The 15,688-nt window shown below is 64.7% G+C and carries 15 protein-coding genes and 1 riboswitch; of the genes, 10 read left to right on the top strand and 5 right to left on the bottom strand.

Annotation, left to right across the window (positions count from 1 at the left end):
* Nucleotides 1-21: 21 nt before the first annotated feature.
* Nucleotides 22-999, bottom strand: a complete 978-nt coding sequence (locus LMTR21_RS32655) for a Bug family tripartite tricarboxylate transporter substrate binding protein (protein ID WP_148636034.1) — start codon at nt 997-999, stop codon at nt 22-24.
* A 188-nt stretch (nt 1,000-1,187) separates the two neighbouring features.
* A riboswitch (FMN riboswitch) is annotated at nt 1,188-1,340 on the top strand.
* Between the two features lie 78 nt (nt 1,341-1,418).
* On the opposite strand from LMTR21_RS32655, the gene LMTR21_RS32650 reads away from it, so the two are divergent.
* The 10 genes from LMTR21_RS32650 (at nt 1,419) to LMTR21_RS32605 (ending at nt 11,692) form a co-directional block, all read left to right on the top strand.
* Nucleotides 1,419-2,000, top strand: coding sequence for a 6,7-dimethyl-8-ribityllumazine synthase (locus LMTR21_RS32650; protein WP_057856553.1), 582 nt, complete (start codon nt 1,419-1,421; stop codon nt 1,998-2,000).
* A 181-nt stretch (nt 2,001-2,181) separates the two neighbouring features.
* The gene (locus LMTR21_RS32645; RefSeq protein ID WP_065753442.1) at nt 2,182-3,426 is read left to right on the top strand and encodes an MHYT domain-containing protein; all 1,245 of its coding nucleotides are present in this window, start codon (nt 2,182-2,184) and stop codon (nt 3,424-3,426) included.
* Between the two features lie 170 nt (nt 3,427-3,596).
* On the top strand, nt 3,597-4,460 hold the full coding sequence (locus LMTR21_RS32640; protein ID WP_065753441.1) for an FAD binding domain-containing protein: 864 nt from the start codon (nt 3,597-3,599) through the stop codon (nt 4,458-4,460).
* A gap of 14 nt (nt 4,461-4,474) precedes the next feature.
* Complete coding sequence (locus LMTR21_RS32635) at nt 4,475-4,975, top strand: (2Fe-2S)-binding protein (RefSeq protein WP_065753440.1); 501 nt, start codon at nt 4,475-4,477, stop codon at nt 4,973-4,975.
* Complete coding sequence (locus tag LMTR21_RS32630) at nt 4,972-7,392, top strand: aerobic carbon-monoxide dehydrogenase large subunit (protein ID WP_065753439.1); 2,421 nt, start codon at nt 4,972-4,974, stop codon at nt 7,390-7,392. The genes LMTR21_RS32635 and LMTR21_RS32630 overlap by 4 nt, the downstream gene beginning before the upstream one ends.
* Nucleotides 7,393-7,402: 10 nt before the next feature.
* Nucleotides 7,403-8,275 (top strand): AAA family ATPase, encoded by an 873-nt coding sequence (locus LMTR21_RS32625; RefSeq protein ID WP_065753438.1) that lies wholly within the window; start codon nt 7,403-7,405, stop codon nt 8,273-8,275.
* The gene (locus LMTR21_RS32620) at nt 8,272-9,483 is read left to right on the top strand and encodes a vWA domain-containing protein (protein ID WP_065753437.1); all 1,212 of its coding nucleotides are present in this window, start codon (nt 8,272-8,274) and stop codon (nt 9,481-9,483) included. The genes LMTR21_RS32625 and LMTR21_RS32620 overlap by 4 nt, the downstream gene beginning before the upstream one ends.
* Nucleotides 9,484-9,496: 13 nt before the next feature.
* On the top strand, nt 9,497-10,336 hold the full coding sequence (locus tag LMTR21_RS32615) for an XdhC family protein (RefSeq protein WP_065753436.1): 840 nt from the start codon (nt 9,497-9,499) through the stop codon (nt 10,334-10,336).
* A 2-nt stretch (nt 10,337-10,338) separates the two neighbouring features.
* Entirely contained in the window at nt 10,339-10,800 is a 462-nt protein-coding gene (locus LMTR21_RS32610; protein ID WP_065753435.1) for an SRPBCC family protein, read from the top strand.
* An 82-nt stretch (nt 10,801-10,882) separates the two neighbouring features.
* Nucleotides 10,883-11,692, top strand: a complete 810-nt coding sequence (locus tag LMTR21_RS32605; RefSeq protein ID WP_065753434.1) for an SDR family NAD(P)-dependent oxidoreductase — start codon at nt 10,883-10,885, stop codon at nt 11,690-11,692.
* Nucleotides 11,693-11,801: 109 nt separating this feature from the next.
* Here LMTR21_RS32605 and LMTR21_RS32600 read toward each other — a convergent pair whose 3' ends face one another.
* The 4 genes from LMTR21_RS32600 to LMTR21_RS32585 all read right to left on the bottom strand — a co-directional run bounded on the left by LMTR21_RS32600 (nt 11,802) and on the right by LMTR21_RS32585 (nt 15,681).
* Nucleotides 11,802-12,755, bottom strand: coding sequence for a ribose-phosphate pyrophosphokinase (locus tag LMTR21_RS32600; RefSeq protein WP_065753599.1), 954 nt, complete (start codon nt 12,753-12,755; stop codon nt 11,802-11,804).
* 168 nt (nt 12,756-12,923) lie between these two features.
* A complete protein-coding gene (locus LMTR21_RS32595) occupies nt 12,924-13,550 on the bottom strand; it encodes a hypothetical protein (protein ID WP_065753433.1) in 627 nt (208 codons plus the stop codon).
* A 239-nt stretch (nt 13,551-13,789) separates the two neighbouring features.
* Complete coding sequence (gene pgeF, locus LMTR21_RS32590) at nt 13,790-14,557, bottom strand: peptidoglycan editing factor PgeF (RefSeq protein WP_065753432.1); 768 nt, start codon at nt 14,555-14,557, stop codon at nt 13,790-13,792.
* Entirely contained in the window at nt 14,554-15,681 is a 1,128-nt protein-coding gene (locus LMTR21_RS32585) for a class I SAM-dependent methyltransferase (protein ID WP_065753431.1), read from the bottom strand. Before LMTR21_RS32585 ends, pgeF begins: the two co-directional genes overlap by 4 nt.
* Nucleotides 15,682-15,688: the final 7 nt, after the last annotated feature.

Here is a 15,688-nt window from a genome sequence, read left to right as displayed (position 1 = left end):
GCGCAAGATCCAGCCGGCGCATCACTCCGGCTTGAGCCCGCCGGCGCGAACCACCTTGCCCCACTTCTCGGTTTCGTCCGCAATCAACCTGCCGAAATCGGCTGACGAGCCCGGCATCGGCGCGCCGCCGATGGCGGCAAGCCGGGCCTTCATGCCGGGGTCGGCGATGGCCGCGTTGATTTCCTTGTTGAGCTTGTCGACGATCTCGGCCGGCGTGTTTTTCGGCGCGGCGAAGCCGTACCACTGGCTGGCTTCATAGCCCGCCACGACATCGCCCACCGTCGGCACCTCCGGCAGCTCGGCCATGCGCGCCGCCGTCGTCACCGCGAGCGCGCGCAGCTTGCCGGTCTTGATGTGGTCGGCGGTGCCGGGCGCAGCGGCAAACAGGATCTGCACCTGGCCGCCGATCAGATCCGTCATCGCCGGGCCCTGGCCGCGATAGGGGACGTGGACCATGTCGACGCCGGTCATCATCTTGAACAATTCGCCCGCCATATGCGGGGCGCTGCCGCTGCCGGCCGAGGCCATGTTGACCTTTCCGGGATTGGCTTTGGCGTAAGCGATGAACTCGGCCAGCGTCTGTGCCGGCACCGAGGGGTGGACCAGCACCACCATCGGCACGCGGATGACGCCGGCGACCGGCGCGATATCGCGGACGAAATTGAAACTGAGTTTTTCGTAGAGCGACGCGTTCACCGCATTCGGTACGGTTGCCAGCAGCAGCGTGTAGCCGTCGGGCGCCGCGTTCACGACCGTCTCGGTGCCGATATTGCCGCCGGCGCCGGTCCGGTTCTCGACCACGAAGGGTTGTCCGAGCCGGTCGGCCAGCCACTGGCCGATCAGCCGCGCGGTGATGTCGACGCCGCCGCCGGCGGCGAAGCCCGCGACGATTTTCGTCGGCCGTGTCGGATAATCCAGCGCGGATGCCAGGCGCGGCAAGGCGGGCGCGGCGATCAGCGCGCCGGCAAGTTTGAGGAAATTCCGGCGTGGAAGTTTCATGTCGAGCGTCCCCCCTTTTTGAGCACAACCCTATCCCAACTGCGGCGGCCTGAGTAAAGGCCGTCAACCGTCCCTGCAGCGCCCTGTCCGGGCGGCATGGGGACATGCCGATTCCCCATGTCAAAGGCGCTTGCTGCCGCCCCGGCCTTGGTCATATTCTTCCAGCCAGGTCGTCCATTCCGGGCGGCCGATGTTCTCAGGGCGGGGTGAAAATCCCCACCGGCGGTAAGGGTGACGTAGCCCAAGCCCGCGAGCGCCTTCTTCTCGCCTGAGAAGAAGGGTCAGCAGATTCGGTGTGAATCCGAAGCCGACGGTTACAGTCCGGATGAAAGAGAACGGTTTGCGGCGGCTTGCGCACGTTTGCGCGTGGGCCGACGTCGTTCCGTATGCCCTGATTCTGGTCCTGAAAGAGGAAAGCCATGAATCAGACCTTGCTAGAGCCTGAAGTCCAATCCCCACCCCAGACAGCCGAAGCCAGTCACGTTCCTGACGTGCCCGAGCGACCGCCGGCGCCGGTGCATCCGCGCTTCGTCAAGCCGCAGCGCATCGCCTTCGTGCAGTCGTCCTGGCACCGCGACGTGGTCGAGGAATGCCGCATCGCCTTCCTCGAAGAGATCGAGGCGCGCCACATCACGCGCGCGCAGGTCGATCTGTTCGAGGTGCCGGGCTCGTTCGAGATCCCCCTGCATGCGCAACTGCTCGCCAAGACGCGGCGCTACACCGCGATCGTGGCCGCGGGTCTCGTGGTCGATGGCGGCATCTATCGCCATGAATTCGTCGCCGACACCGTGATCAAGGCGCTGATGGATGTGCAATTGCGCACCGAGGTGCCGGTGTTCTCCGCGGTGCTGACGCCGCAGCAATTCCACGACAGCGCCGTGCACCACGATTTCTTCCGCAAGCACTTTGTCATCAAGGGCATCGAGGTCGCGGAGGCCTGCGCCAACACGCTGCACAGCCTGGAACGGCTGCGCGGCCAGGTGGCGGCGGGAATTGTGTAGAACTCAAGGCATTGCAAGCGAAAGCTCGCCCCGCATTTGTTGTTGCGGGGTGGGCCCGTCGCCGGGAAAACACATCTAGCGACAAGACCCGGCAATCGACCGATTGTCATTTCCGATGCCAGACCTGTAAACTCGGCAGCGGGAGGAGGCACGTCCGTGGAGACGGGCGGCCGAGACGATCATGTTCGAAGGACACGATCCCTATCTCGTCGCGCTCTCGGTGGTGATCGCGATTCTGGGTGGATATACCGGTTTCGGTCTTACTGCGCGCATCCGCGGGACGCCGGACGCCAGTCATCGCGTGCTGCTCGCGGGCGCGGCATTCTTCCTCGCCATCGGCATCTGGACCATGCATTTCGTCGGAATGCTGGCGGCGCCGCTGCCGGCGGGCACGGTCTATCTGGTGTTGCCGACCATCATCTCGTTCCTGATCTGCGCGCTGGTCGTCGGCATTTCCGTGTTTCTTGTCAGCGTCGGCGAGCCGCCGGTTTTCCGGGTGGTGTCCTCGGCGGTGCTGCTCGGGGTCGGCATCGCCAGCATGCATTATGTCGGCATGCATGGATTGTCCGGCAATTTCGCCATGACGCATGACGTGACGATGGTCGCGCTGTCGGTCCTGATTGCGATCGCCACCGCTTATGGCGGCCTTCGTGCATTTCTGGCGCGGCAGGGGGGCGTGCAACTCGCACTGAGTGCAGTCGCCTACGGCTTCGCGGTGGCGGGCATGCACTACACCGCGATGGCCGGCATGCATCTGGTTCCTTCATCGCAAGGAGGGCATCACCACGTCGACGGATTGGCCGCATCGTCGCAAATGCTGTCGCTGGTGGTGGCCTTGCTCTGCTTCGTGATCGCCGCGGGCTTCCTGCTGTCGCTGGTGCCGGACCCGCGCAACAAGGTTGCGGCGACGACCGATGAGGTTGCCGCCATCCCCGTGGCGGCCGCCCATGAGGCCGCCGCCCTCGTGGCAACCATTCCGCCGGCGGACTCCAGCGCCGCCTCGACCAGTCCACGGCTGCGGCCGACGCCGCTCGGCGGCATCGGGCAGCCGCCCCGCGCCGCACCGGCACCGCGGTTGCCGGTCGAAGGCGCTGACGGCACCCATTTCATCGATACCGCCGACGTCAGAAGCGTCCGGGCCGACGCTCACTATACCAAGGTGCATGACGGCACCCGGGAGCGGATGTGCCCGTGGTCGATCTCGGAGGCCGAAGCCCAGCTCGACCCCGGACTGTTCGTCCGGGTGCACCGCAGCCACATCGTGGCGATGGCCCACGTCACCTTCGTCCGCAAGGAAGGCGATGGCGCCATCATCGAACTCGACGGCCCATCGCCGCATCGGGTGCCGGTCAGCCGGGCCAAGATCGCCGAGGTGAAAGCGCGGCTTGGGCTGGCGCGGCGTCACGCTTCCGCATTGCGCCATTAGATCGCCAATAGGTAGACGAGGCTGACGCATTTCGTGCGCGGATATCCGCGCTTCGTGCGATTTTCCCGTCCTTGTGCCCTCGCGATTGCGTTTTAGAACCGCTCCAATCAGCCTCCCGCCAGTGTCCGCGCGCCAAACAGAAGCGCCCAAAGGACGAATGGAGGAGAGCCATGATCCCTGGTCCATTCAGCTATTACCGGCCGGCGACGGTGGCCGACGCGGTCAAACTGTTCTCGACGCTGGGCGATGAGGCCCGGCCGCTGGCTGGCGGCCACAGCCTGGTTCCAATGATGAAGCTCAGGCTCGCCACGCCGGAGCATCTGGTCGATCTGCATGGCATCGCAGGCCTCAAGGGCATCCGGCGCGACGGCAACACGATCGTGATCGGCGCGATGACCACCCAGCACGAATTGCTGGCGTCCGACGAGATCGGCAGATCCTTGCCCATTCTGGACGAAACCGCATTGCTGATCGCCGACCCCCAGGTGCGCTATCGCGGCACCATCGGCGGCAACGTCGCCAATGGCGATCCCGGCAACGACATGCCGGCGTTGATGATGACCTTGGGCGCAAGCTATCGCCTCGAAGGGACGTCCGGCGCACGCGAGGTCGCCGCCAGCGAGTTCTACCAAGGCGCCTATTTCACCGCGCTCGAACCCGGCGAACTCCTGACCTCGATCTCCATCCCCGTACCATCAGCCGGTCACGGCTACGCCTATGAAAAGCTGAAGCGCAAGGTGGGCGATTACGCCACCGCCGCTGCCGCAGTCGTGCTGACGATGGCGGGCGGCAAGGTGGCCACTTGCAAGATTGGGCTAACGAACCTTTCGGAAACGCCGCTGCTTGCCGAAGACGCCGCCAAGGCGGTGATCGGCACCGGCCTCGATCCGGCCACGCTGAAAAAGGCTGCTGCCGCCGCGGAAGCCATCATGTCACCGGCCGCGGACGCCCGCGGGCCGGTCGAATACCGCAAGCATGTCGGCGGCATCATGGTGATGCGCGCGCTGCAGCGTGCCGCCGGCCGCGCAAGTTGAGAGGGGATCACAAAATGGCAAAAACCCACATCACCATGAAGGTGAACGGCGCCGAGGTCGAAGGCCTCGCCGAACCGCGCACGCTGCTGGTGCACTTCATCCGCGAAAACCTGGCGATGACCGGCACCCACATCGGCTGCGAAACCACCCATTGCGGCGCCTGCACCGTCGATATCGACGGCATGTCGGTGAAGTCCTGCACCATGTTCGCGGTGCAGGCCCAGGGTTCCGACATCACCACCATCGAAGGCATGGCTAATGCCGACGGCTCGCTGTCGGCGCTGCAGGAAGGGTTTCGGATGATGCACGGGCTGCAATGCGGCTTCTGCACGCCCGGCATGATCATGCGCGCGCACCGCCTGCTCAAGGAGAATCCGTCACCGACGGAAACGGAAATCCGCATGGGTATCTCCGGCAACATCTGTCGCTGCACCGGCTACCAGAACATCGTCAAGGCGATCCAGTACGCCGCCGCCAAGATCAATGGCGTTGAATTCAGGGAGGCTGCGGAATGAACGACATGACTCCCACGCGGGAACAACGCGAAGCCAAACTCGAAGGCATGGGCTGCAAGCGCAAGCGGGTGGAGGACATCCGCTTCACTCAAGGCAAGGGCAACTATGTCGACGACGTCAAATTGCCGGGCATGCTGCACGGCGATTTTGTCCGCTCGCCGCATGCGCATGCACGCGTCAAGAAGATCGACGACACCGAGGCGCTGAAGGTGCCCGGCGTGCTGGCGGTCATCACCGCCGAGACGCTGAAGACCGTGAACCTCGCCTGGATGCCGACGCTGGCCGGCGACGTGCAGATGGTGCTGGCCGACGGCAAGGTGCTATTTCAGAACCAGGAAGTCGCCTTCGTCGTCGCCACCGACCGCTATGCGGCTGATGACGGCATCAACAAGGTCGTGGTCGAATATGAACCGCTGCCGCCTTTGATTGATCCGTTCAAGGCGATGGACAAGGATGCGCCGGTGCTGCGCGAGGACCTCGCCGGCAAGACCACGGGCGCGCATGGGCCGCGCAAGCACCACAACCACATCTTCGAGTGGACCGTCGGCGACAAGGATCTGACCGACGCCGCCTTCCGCAAGGCGGAGGTGACGATCAAGGAGATGATCTCCTACCATCGCACCCATCCATCGCCGCTGGAAACCTGCCAGTGCGTCTGCTCGTTTGACAAGATCAAGGGTGAGCTGACGATCTGGGGCACCTTCCAGGCTCCGCATGTGATCCGGACCGTGGTGGCGCTGATCGCCAAGCTGCCGGAGCAGAAGATCCATGTGATCTCGCCGGATATCGGCGGCGGCTTCGGCAACAAGGTCGGCGCTTATCCCGGCTATATCTGCGCAGCGGTAGCTTCGATCGTCACCGGCAAGCCGGTGAAATGGGTCGAGGATCGTATCGAGAACCTGACCGCGACGTCATTCGCGCGCGACTATCACATGACCACGGAGATCGCCTCGACCAAGGAAGGCAAGGTCACGGGCCTCCGCGTCCATGTGCTGGCCGATCACGGCGCGTTCGACGCCTGTGCCGATCCGTCGAAATGGCCGGCCGGCTTCTTCAACATCGTCACGGGATCGTATGATTTCCCGACGGCGCATTTGTCGGTCGACGGCATCTACACCAACAAGGCGCCGGGCGGCGTCGCCTACCGCTGCTCGTTCCGCGTCACCGAGGCGGCGTACTGCATCGAGCGCGCGATGGATATTCTGGCGCAGAAGCTCCGAATGGATCCGGCGGAACTGCGGCTGAAGAATTTCATCAGGCCGGAGCAGTTCCCGTATCACTCCGCGCTCGGCTGGGAATATGATTCCGGCGACTACGCCACCGCCATGAAGAAGGCGATGGAGACGGTGAAATATGCCGAACTCCGGAAAGAACAGGCGGCGCTGCGCGAAGCGTTCAAGCGCGGCGAGACGCGCGAGATCATGGGTGTCGGCGTGTCTTTCTTTACTGAGATCGTCGGCGCCGGCCCCTCGAAGAATTGCGACATTCTTGGCATCGCGATGTTCGACTCCTGCGAAATCCGCCTGCATCCGACGGGAGCGGGCATCGCGCGGATGGGCACCAAGAGCCAGGGCCAGGGTCACGAAACGACCTGGGCGCAGATCATCGCCACCGAAATCGGCATTCCCGCCGATGACATCATGGTCGAGGAGGGCAATACCGACACCGCGCCCTACGGGCTCGGCACCTACGGCTCGCGCTCGACACCGGTCGCCGGTGCTGCGATTGCGATGGCGGCACGCAAGATCAAGGCCAAGGCGCAGATGATCGCGGCCTACAAGCTCGAGGTGCATGAGGACGATCTCGAATGGGATATCGACGGCTTCCGCGTCAAGGGCCTGCCGGAGAAGACGCTTTCGATGAAGGACATCTGCTGGGCGGCTTACAATTCGGTTCCTCCCGGCATGGAGCCGGGGCTGGAGGCGGTGAGCTATTACGACCCGCCCAACATGACGTATCCGTTCGGCGCTTATATCTGCGTGATGAACATCGACGTCGATACCGGCGTTTACAAGGTCAGGCGCTTCTATGCGCTGGACGATTGCGGCACCCGCATCAATCCGATGATCATCGAGGGCCAGGTCCATGGCGGCCTTACCGAGGCCTTCGCGATCGCGATGGGGCAGGAAATCCGCTACGATGCCGACGGCAACGTGGTCACCGGCTCGTTCATGGATTTCTTCATGCCGACCGCGGTCGAGACCCCGCATTGGGAAACCGACTTCACCGTCACGCCGTCGCCGCATCACCCGATCGGCGCCAAGGGCGTTGGTGAAAGTCCGAATGTCGGCGGCGTGCCGGCGTTCTCCAATGCGGTCAACGACGCCTTCTCGTTCCTTGGAAGCACGCACATCCAGATGCCGCATGACTACTGGCGCAACTGGAAGGCCGCGAAGGATCTGGGGGCTGTTGCCTAGAGACGCCGAAATGAAGGATCGCAAAGAGATCGCGGAACGACTGGCCGCATCGGGCTATATCGCCGATGCGGAACTTGCGACCGCAATCTCGTTGATGCTTATGCTGAAGCGCCCGCTGTTGCTGGAAGGCGAGGCAGGCGTCGGCAAGACCGAGGTGGCGAAGGCGCTGGCATCGGTGCACACGACCGAGCTGATCCGCCTGCAATGCTACGAGGGGCTGGATCAGTCGGCTGCGCTCTATGAGTGGAACTACCAGCGGCAACTGCTGTCGATCCAGGCGCACCGCGGCGATGACCCCGATGATGTCGAACATCAGATTTTTTCGGAAAAGTACCTGCTGGAGCGGCCGCTGCTGGCCGCTATCCGGCGCGACACGCCGCCCGTGCTGCTGATCGACGAGATCGATCGCGCCGACGACGAGTTCGAGGCGTTCCTGCTCGAACTGCTGTCGGACTTCCAGGTTTCGATCCCCGAGCTAGGCACGATCAAGGCAACCGCGATCCCGCATGTGGTGCTGACCTCGAACGGCACGCGCGAACTCTCGGACGCGCTGCGCCGCCGCTGCCTCTATCATTATGTCGATTACCCCGATGTCGACCGCGAAGCACGCATCATCATGGCGCGGATCGAGGGCGCCGGCGCCTCGCTGGCGTTGCAGATCGCGCGCATGGTGGAGGGCGTCCGCAAGGAAGAGCTGCGCAAGGTCCCGGGGGTCGCGGAGACGCTGGATTGGGCGGCGGCACTGGTCGGCCTCGACGTCCGCGATCTCCATGAAGCGCCCGAGACGGTGCACGAGACGTTGATGTGCTTGCTCAAGACGCAGGAGGACACGTCGCGGGTGACACGCGAAGTGACCGAACGCCTGCTGGGGAGGGTCGCATGAGCTGCTGCGGCACCAATCCCGGATATGAAGAGATCGATCAGGTCTCGCGCCTCGTCTCCGCGAGGCTGGCGGCCTTTCTTCGGACGTTGCGCGACAACGGGTTCGCCGTCGGTCTCCACGAAGGTCAGGACGCCGCTTCGCTGATGGCGGCAGGTTATGCGAAGACCCCCTCGATGTTGCGTTCGGCATTCAAACATCTGTTCTCGGCACGGAAATCCGACTGGGAAAGATTCGATGGCCTGTTCGACGCGTTCTGGCTCGGCAAGCGCGCGCGGTCGCGATCCCTGACGATGGGGTCGGCAAGGGCGGCCAACAATCCATCGCTGAAGAGTCTACCCGGCCAGCGGTCCGAGCCGCGCGCCGCTGATGACGGCGCGATGGATCAGATCCCGTCCGCTGACGGCGCCGATGATAATCGTAGCGGCGAGGGACGAATGGAAGGCGCCTCGCGCGCCGACAATCTTGCCGAAGTGGACTTTCGAAAGATCGCCGATCCCGCACAGATCGAGGAAGCCCATGCCGCCGCCGCCCGGCTGGCGCGGGCCATGCGCACCCGGCTGACCCGTCGCGACCTGGCACGGAGACGCGGCTACCGGCTCGATCTGCGACGCACCATTCACGGCAACATCAGCCATGGTGGCGTGCCGATCGACCTTGTCAGGCGCCAGCGCAAGACAAAGCCGCTGCGGCTCGTCATGCTGCTCGATGCCTCGGGTTCGATGAGCATGTACACGGGCGTATTCCTGCGCTTCATCCATGGCGTACTGGACCAGTTTCGCGAGGCCGAGGCGTTCCTGTTCCACACGCGACTGGCGCATGTCTCCGACGCGATGAAGGAAAAGGACGCTGCGCGCGCTCTCGATCGGCTCTCGATCCTGGCGCAGGGTGCAGGCGGCGGCACCAAAATCGGCGAGAGCCTGCAGACGTTCAATCGCTGGCACGCGGCGCGCGTGATCCATTCGCGCACCGTCGTGATGATCGTGTCCGACGGCTACGAGACCGGCGATGCCGCGCTATTGGGCCGCGAGATGGCCGCGCTCGGCCGCCGCTGCCGCCGTATCGTCTGGCTCAATCCGATGATGGCGTGGGAGGGCTATGCGCCCGAGGCGGCAGGCATCAAGGCGGCGCTGCCGCATGTCGATCTCTACGCGCCGGCCAATACGCTGAACAGCCTGGCATCGCTCGAGCCTTATTTGGCGAAACTATAGGTGGAGCCGACCGATGAGCGCGCATGTCGAAGTGATGGATCTCGTCGCGCAAATGAAGTCCGCCGAGCAGCCGTTCGTCCTGGCGACCGTGGTGCGCACGGTGTCGGTGACGGCGGCGAAAGCGGGTGCGAAGGCGATCATTCGCCCGGATGGCACCATTGTCGCCGGCTGGATCGGCGGCGGCTGCGCGCGGGGTGCGGTGCTGAAAGCCGCACGCGAAGCGCTGCTGGACGGGGAGCCGCGCATGGTGTCGGTGCAGCCCGAAAATCTCCTAGCCGAGCTCGGCGTCAAGCCGGGCGATCATCGCGAGGGCATCCGCTTCGCCAGCAACATGTGTCCGAGCAAGGGGACCATGGATATTTTCGTCGAGCCGGTGCTGCCGCATCCTTCGCTGGTGATCTTCGGCGCAAGCCCGGTTGCGATGTCGCTGGCTGCCCAAGCCCGCCAGCTCGGCTATCACGTCACGCTGGCTGCACCAGCCGCGGATATCGCCGCTGAGCCCGACGCCCATGTCATCATCGACGGCTTCGCGCCTCGCTATCTGAACGAAGCCCGGCGTTTCGTCGTGGTCTCGACCCAGGGCAAGGGCGATGAGGCCGCCTTGCGCGCCGCGCTCGCCATCAAGGCCGAGTATCACGCCTTCGTCGGCAGCCGCCGCAAGATGGCGGCGCTGCGCCAAAAGCTCGTGGCCGGTGGATCGGAGGCGGCCGCGATCGACTGCGTCAAGGCGCCGGCCGGGCTCGATCTCGGCGCGATCACGCCGGAGGAGATCGCGATGTCGATCCTCGCTGAAATCACCGTCGAACGCCGGCGCGGCCAGCGCACGGCCAATCCCTCGGGGAGTAAGGACTGACCATGCAGATGAACGACAGCCAGCGCATCCCGGCCTCGAAGCAAGACGTCTGGGCGGCGCTCAACGATCCCGAGATTCTGAAGCAATGCATCCCCGGCTGTCAGTCCCTCGACATGTCGTCGCCCACCGAGATGACCGCGACCGTCGTCTTCAAGGTCGGGCCCGTGAAGGCGACCTTTGGCGGCAAGGTGACGCTGTCCGATCTCGATCCACCCAACAGCTACCGCATTTTGGGCGAGGGCTCCGGTGGGGTGGCCGGATTCGCCAAGGGCGGCGCGCTTGTGCGCCTCGAATCTGAGGGGGATGACCTCACGGTGCTGCACTACGAGGTCGACGCGCAGATCGGCGGCAAGCTCGCCCAGCTCGGCGCACGCCTGATTGATTCCACCGCAAGGAAGCTTGCGGCGGAATTCTTCAAGTCGTTCGGCGAAGTGGTCGGAAAGAGCGTCGCCGCCGGCGCCTAGCGCCGGAATCATCTCTCGATCCGAACAGGCTTTCAGCTATGCTGCCGTCAGTCGTGTTACTGGATGGGAGCGCACGGACGTCATGGCCGAACAGAAATCTTCCGATTGGCTCGGCCTCTCAGGCCGCGTCTGCGTGGTGACGGGCGGGGGCGGCGGCATCGGCCGCGCCGTCGCGTTAAGTTTTGCGCAGGCCGGCGCCCGCGTTGCCGCCATCGATCTCGATGAACGCGGTCTCGAGGTGACGCACGCCGAGCTCGACAAACTCGGTGCTGGCCATACCATTGCCCGCTGCGACACGTCTGATGTCGCGAGCGTCGCTGCGGCATCCGCGACGATCGAGAAATCGCTGGGGCCATGTGATGTGCTGGTCAACACCGCCGCCGTGCTGCGTCCCGGCGCGCTCGACACCCTGACGCTTGCCGCGTGGAACGCCGTTCTCTCCGTCAACCTGACCGGCTACTTCCTTTGCGCGCAGGTGTTCGGCCGGCAGATGCGCGCGCATGGCCGCGGCAGCCTCGTTCACGTCTCGTCGATTGCCGGCAGCAATGCGCAGGGGCAGAGCGGCGCCTACAGCGTCAGCAAGGCCGGCGTGATCATGCTGTCGCGGCAACTCGCCAATGAATGGGGACCGCACGGCATCCGCAGCAACGTCGTCAGTCCCGGCATGGTGATCACGCCGATGAGCCAGGCATTTTACGATACGCCGGGCGTGACCGAGCGCCGCTCTGCGGTGGTGCCGCTCCGGCGGGTCGGCATGCCGCAGGACATGGCCGACGTGATTCTGTTCCTCGCCAGCGACCGCGCGTCCTACGTCAATGGCGAGGAGATCATGGTCGATGGCGGCTACGCCAATATGCTGATGAACCTGGTGCCGCGGCCGGGATTTGAGTGAGGCGCCGTAGGGTGGGCAAAGCGAAGCGTGCCCACCAATCAAGACCTTGCTCGTGGAGAGATGGTGGGCACGGCGCTATCGCGCCTTTGCCCACCCTACGGACCTTGTTCTAATCGAACAGGCTGGACACCGATTCTTCGGCCGCGGTGCGGCTGATCGCTTCCGCGATCAGTGGCGCGATCGATAGCGTGCGGATGTTGGGCGCCTTGGTGACGGCCTCGGTCGGCAGGATCGAATCGGTGATGACGAGTTCCTTCAACCGCGAACCGGCGATGCGCGCAGCTGCGCCGCCGGACAGCACGCCGTGGGAGATGTAGGCGTAGACGTCCTTGGCGCCATTGGCGAGCAGCGCATCGGCGGCGTTCACCAGCGTGCCGCCGGAATCGACGATGTCGTCGATCAGGATGCATGTGAATCCGGCGACGTCGCCGATCACGTTCATGACCTCGGATTCGCCGGCGCGCTCGCGGCGCTTGTCGATGATGGCGAGCGAAGTGTTGATGCGCTTGGCAAGCCCGCGGGCGCGCACCACGCCGCCGACGTCAGGCGACACCACCATCACGTTGGCGAGGTCGAAGCGCTCCTTGATGTCGCGCACCATCACCGGCGAGGCGAAGAGGTTGTCGGTCGGAATGTCGAAGAAGCCCTGGATCTGGGCGGCATGCAGGTCGAGCGTCATGACGCGGTCGACGCCGGCATGGGTGATCAGGTTTGCCACCAGCTTGGCCGAAATCGGCGCGCGTGAGCCGACCTTGCGGTCCTGCCGGGCGTAGCCGAAATAGGGGATCACCGCGGTGATGCGGCGCGCGGAAGCCCGGCGCAGCGCATCGGTGATGATCAGGAGTTCCATCAGATGGTCGTTGGCGGGAAACGACGTCGACTGGATGATATAGACGTCGGAGCCGCGGACGTTTTCCTGAATTTCGACGAAGATTTCCATGTCCGCAAACCGGCGGACCGTCGCCTTGGTCAGCGGCATATGCAGCCAGTTGGAGATTTCCTGGGCCAGCGCGGGGTTGGAATTGCCGGCGACCAGCTTGATCGAGCCGTTCTTGGCCGCCATTGACGCTTCTCCTCGCGCCTTGCTGGATACGACGTTCAGCATAGAAATCCTCGGGAACCGGCGCGTTTTGGTGAGCGAGGAGATATCAGGCAGGTGGCTCGGCTGGCAACCCGTCGCCCCGGTTTTCCCGGCGAAAAATAGGCCGTTACCGGACTATTCCGGGGCCAATTATTGGGCGCTGTAGCCCAGCGCCATCACGCTCACGGCACCCTGGACGGGTACGGTCTCTTCCACACTCGCGACTGCGGGACCGCGGCGCTCGGGGGCCGGCGCAGGCGCCGGATCGGGAGTTCCGTTAACCATGCCGGCGAGACCGCTGAAGCCGGCCTGCGCGATTTTGCGCAAGACCAGGTCGTCGGCCGCCGCCCAGGCATCGCGGTTGGCCTTGCCGGTGGCTTCTTCGCCGGAAAGCCGCAGCGCACGCTGCTGGTTGTTGTCGTAGACGTCCCAGACCCAGGCGATCACGGTCTTGCCGCGAACCACCTGCGCCGAGAGATAGCTGCGCACGCGATAGGACGCGCCGCCTTCGCGCGAGACGATCGACAGGTTGCGCAGCTTCGATTCGCTGTCGAGCACGCTGACCATGCGGTCGAACACCTGCGGCGGCGGACCGTCGATCGATTCGAACGCCACGGTGGGCCCGCCGCCCGCGCTCGTTGCCATCGCGTACGAGCCGCTGCCTGTCGCGCCGCCGCCTGCGCAGCCCCCGAGCGCGCAGGAAAAAACGGCAAGCAGCGCCGCGGCGATCATGGCGCGCGGGACTTGCAGGCACGACGCGGGCAGGGTGTTCCTCATGGTTCCCTGCGATATCGTTAAAATGCGTTAAGGTCTAGGGCAGCGGACGCATCGGCTCACCAAAAAGATTAAGTCGTGCTCGTCCCCGTTCACCTTGTTGTTGCCAGAATTGTTCAGCCCCGCAGGATTGGTCAATGCGATCCTTCGTTCTCGAAGGTTATGGCGCGATCGCCGACCATGTGCGCATTGCCGATGCCGGCCGCGTGCGGGGCAGGGTGGCGTTGCAGTGAACTAGGGAATTACTCTGCGGCCAGCGCGATCGCGTGGACGTGGCGGCCGTAGTCCGGCTCTTTCCGGTGCACCGAGCGACGGTAGCTGTAGAAGCGCTCGTCGGAATAGGTGTCGACGCCGATATCGTCGATCATCAGGATGCCGGCATTCTCCAGCCGCGTGCGGATGAAGCCGGCGAGGTCGAACATCGCATGGCCCGATCGAACCGAGGGGATGAAGAACACGCCATTCTCCGCGTCGGCATTCATGAAGCGCTCGACGAATTCGCTGCCGACTTCATAGGATTGCTGGCGGATCAAGGGGCCGATGGCGGCGACGATGCCGAAGCGGTCGGCGCCGAGCTTTTCCATCGCCTCGATGGTGGATTCCAGCACGCCGGTCAGCGCGCCCTTCCAGCCGGCATGGGCCGCGCCGATCACGCGTGCGCCGGCGTCGGCAAACAGGATCGGTCCGCAATCCGCGGCGGTAACGCCGATCGCGATGCCTTCGGTGCGCGTGACGAGGGCGTCGGCGCGGGGCTTGTCGCCCTGCCATGGTCCGGTCACCACCACGACATCGGGCGAGTGGATCTGGTGCGCGCTGAGCAAGTGCTCGGGCGCAACGCCCATCTGCTCGGCCATCCGGCGGCGATTTTCGGCGACATGAGCCGGATCATCGTTCGAGCCGAGGCCGCCATTGAGGCCTTCATAAATTCCACTGGATACCCCGCCCTCGCGGGTGAAGAAGGCGTGGCGCAGGCCGGGAATGGCCGCGAGCAGCGATGATCTGAACGTCATTCCGTCTCGTCTCCCGCGGCCTGCGGTTCGTCGCTGAGACCTGCGACCGAGGTGAGATTGGGCTCGGTGACCGCAATCACCTTGAACATCGATCCCATGCCGCCGCGACCGCTGTCGGTCAGGCGCTTCAGCGCGGCGGAAATATCGGCGGAAACTTCCGGCGTGGTTTTTCCCATCAGCGTGACGGCGCGCGTCTCGATGCCGAGCCGCTTGAGGAATTCACCCTGCGTCACCGGCCCGTGAACGCGTGCGCCGACGTCTTCTGCCGCGCGCGCCAGCGCCTGGAAATCGACATGGGCGGTGACGTCGGCCTGTCCTGGGTTTTTCAGCGGATCGGCAAAGCTGTGGCGGGCAATCGCCTGGAAAGTATCGCCGGCGTCGCTGCGCACATGGCCGTAATCGATGATCAGCGCCGCGCCGTCCTGGTGGCGAACCCGCGTTGCGATCTTCATCATCTCGTTGTCCGGCCGCCATTCGAACACGGCACCGACCGGAGCCGCGCGCACCAGCGGCGGCAGCAGCACCTCAAAGCGCGGTATCGGGTCGTCTGCGGCTGCGAATACCAGCTTGCCATCGGCGTCGAGGTTGACGACGCGCTCGTGCCAGCCGGTCTCGCGCTTCACCACCTGATGGATCGGCAGCACGTCGAAATATTCGTTGGCGAGGATGACCGCGGGACCCTCGGGCACGTCGTCGATGTTGTCGTGCCAGGTAATGTTGCGCACGCCGGATAGCGTCGCCCGCTGCTTCTCGCGCAGCACCGGATTGACCTCGACGAGGTCGACATGGAGCGATTGATAGAGCGGTGGCAGCACGCGGACCGCGCGCAGCACGTCCGCCATCATGGTGCCGCGGCCGGGACCGAGTTCGACCAGGCGCAGCGCAGGCGGCGAGCCGATCGCCTTCCAGACCGAGGCCGCCCACAGGCCGAGCAGTTCGCCGAACATCTGGCTGACCTCGGGCGCGGTGGTGAAATCGCCTTCGCGGCCGAGCGGATCGCGCGACACGTAATAGCCGTGCTCGGGATGCATCAGGCACAGCTCCATGTACCGCCAGACCGGCATCGGTCCTGACGATCTGATCAGCTTGTGGATCTCCGCCTGCAACGGTGAAAATTCGGTCACGGCCTGC

The sequence above is a fragment of the Bradyrhizobium paxllaeri genome, assembly GCF_001693515.2.
Classification (GTDB): domain Bacteria; phylum Pseudomonadota; class Alphaproteobacteria; order Rhizobiales; family Xanthobacteraceae; genus Bradyrhizobium; species Bradyrhizobium paxllaeri.
This window is presented reverse-complemented; position numbering and strand designations above follow the sequence as displayed.

Bases quoted from the DNA above. Each gene is read 5' to 3' on its own strand.
- LMTR21_RS32655 (WP_148636034.1), bottom strand. From the start codon at position 999: ATGAAACTTCCACGCCGGAATTTCCTCAAACTTGCCGGCGCGCTGATC.
- LMTR21_RS32650 (WP_057856553.1), top strand. From the start codon at position 1,419: ATGAATCAGACCTTGCTAGAGCCTGAAGTCCAATCCCCACCCCAGACA.
- LMTR21_RS32645 (WP_065753442.1), top strand. From the start codon at position 2,182: ATGTTCGAAGGACACGATCCCTATCTCGTCGCGCTCTCGGTGGTGATC.
- LMTR21_RS32640 (WP_065753441.1), top strand. From the start codon at position 3,597: ATGATCCCTGGTCCATTCAGCTATTACCGGCCGGCGACGGTGGCCGAC.
- LMTR21_RS32635 (WP_065753440.1), top strand. From the start codon at position 4,475: ATGGCAAAAACCCACATCACCATGAAGGTGAACGGCGCCGAGGTCGAA.
- LMTR21_RS32630 (WP_065753439.1), top strand. From the start codon at position 4,972: ATGAACGACATGACTCCCACGCGGGAACAACGCGAAGCCAAACTCGAA.
- LMTR21_RS32625 (WP_065753438.1), top strand. From the start codon at position 7,403: ATGAAGGATCGCAAAGAGATCGCGGAACGACTGGCCGCATCGGGCTAT.
- LMTR21_RS32620 (WP_065753437.1), top strand. From the start codon at position 8,272: ATGAGCTGCTGCGGCACCAATCCCGGATATGAAGAGATCGATCAGGTC.
- LMTR21_RS32615 (WP_065753436.1), top strand. From the start codon at position 9,497: ATGAGCGCGCATGTCGAAGTGATGGATCTCGTCGCGCAAATGAAGTCC.
- LMTR21_RS32610 (WP_065753435.1), top strand. From the start codon at position 10,339: ATGCAGATGAACGACAGCCAGCGCATCCCGGCCTCGAAGCAAGACGTC.
- LMTR21_RS32605 (WP_065753434.1), top strand. From the start codon at position 10,883: ATGGCCGAACAGAAATCTTCCGATTGGCTCGGCCTCTCAGGCCGCGTC.
- LMTR21_RS32600 (WP_065753599.1), bottom strand. From the start codon at position 12,755: ATGGCGGCCAAGAACGGCTCGATCAAGCTGGTCGCCGGCAATTCCAAC.
- LMTR21_RS32595 (WP_065753433.1), bottom strand. From the start codon at position 13,550: ATGAGGAACACCCTGCCCGCGTCGTGCCTGCAAGTCCCGCGCGCCATG.
- pgeF (WP_065753432.1), bottom strand. From the start codon at position 14,557: ATGACGTTCAGATCATCGCTGCTCGCGGCCATTCCCGGCCTGCGCCAC.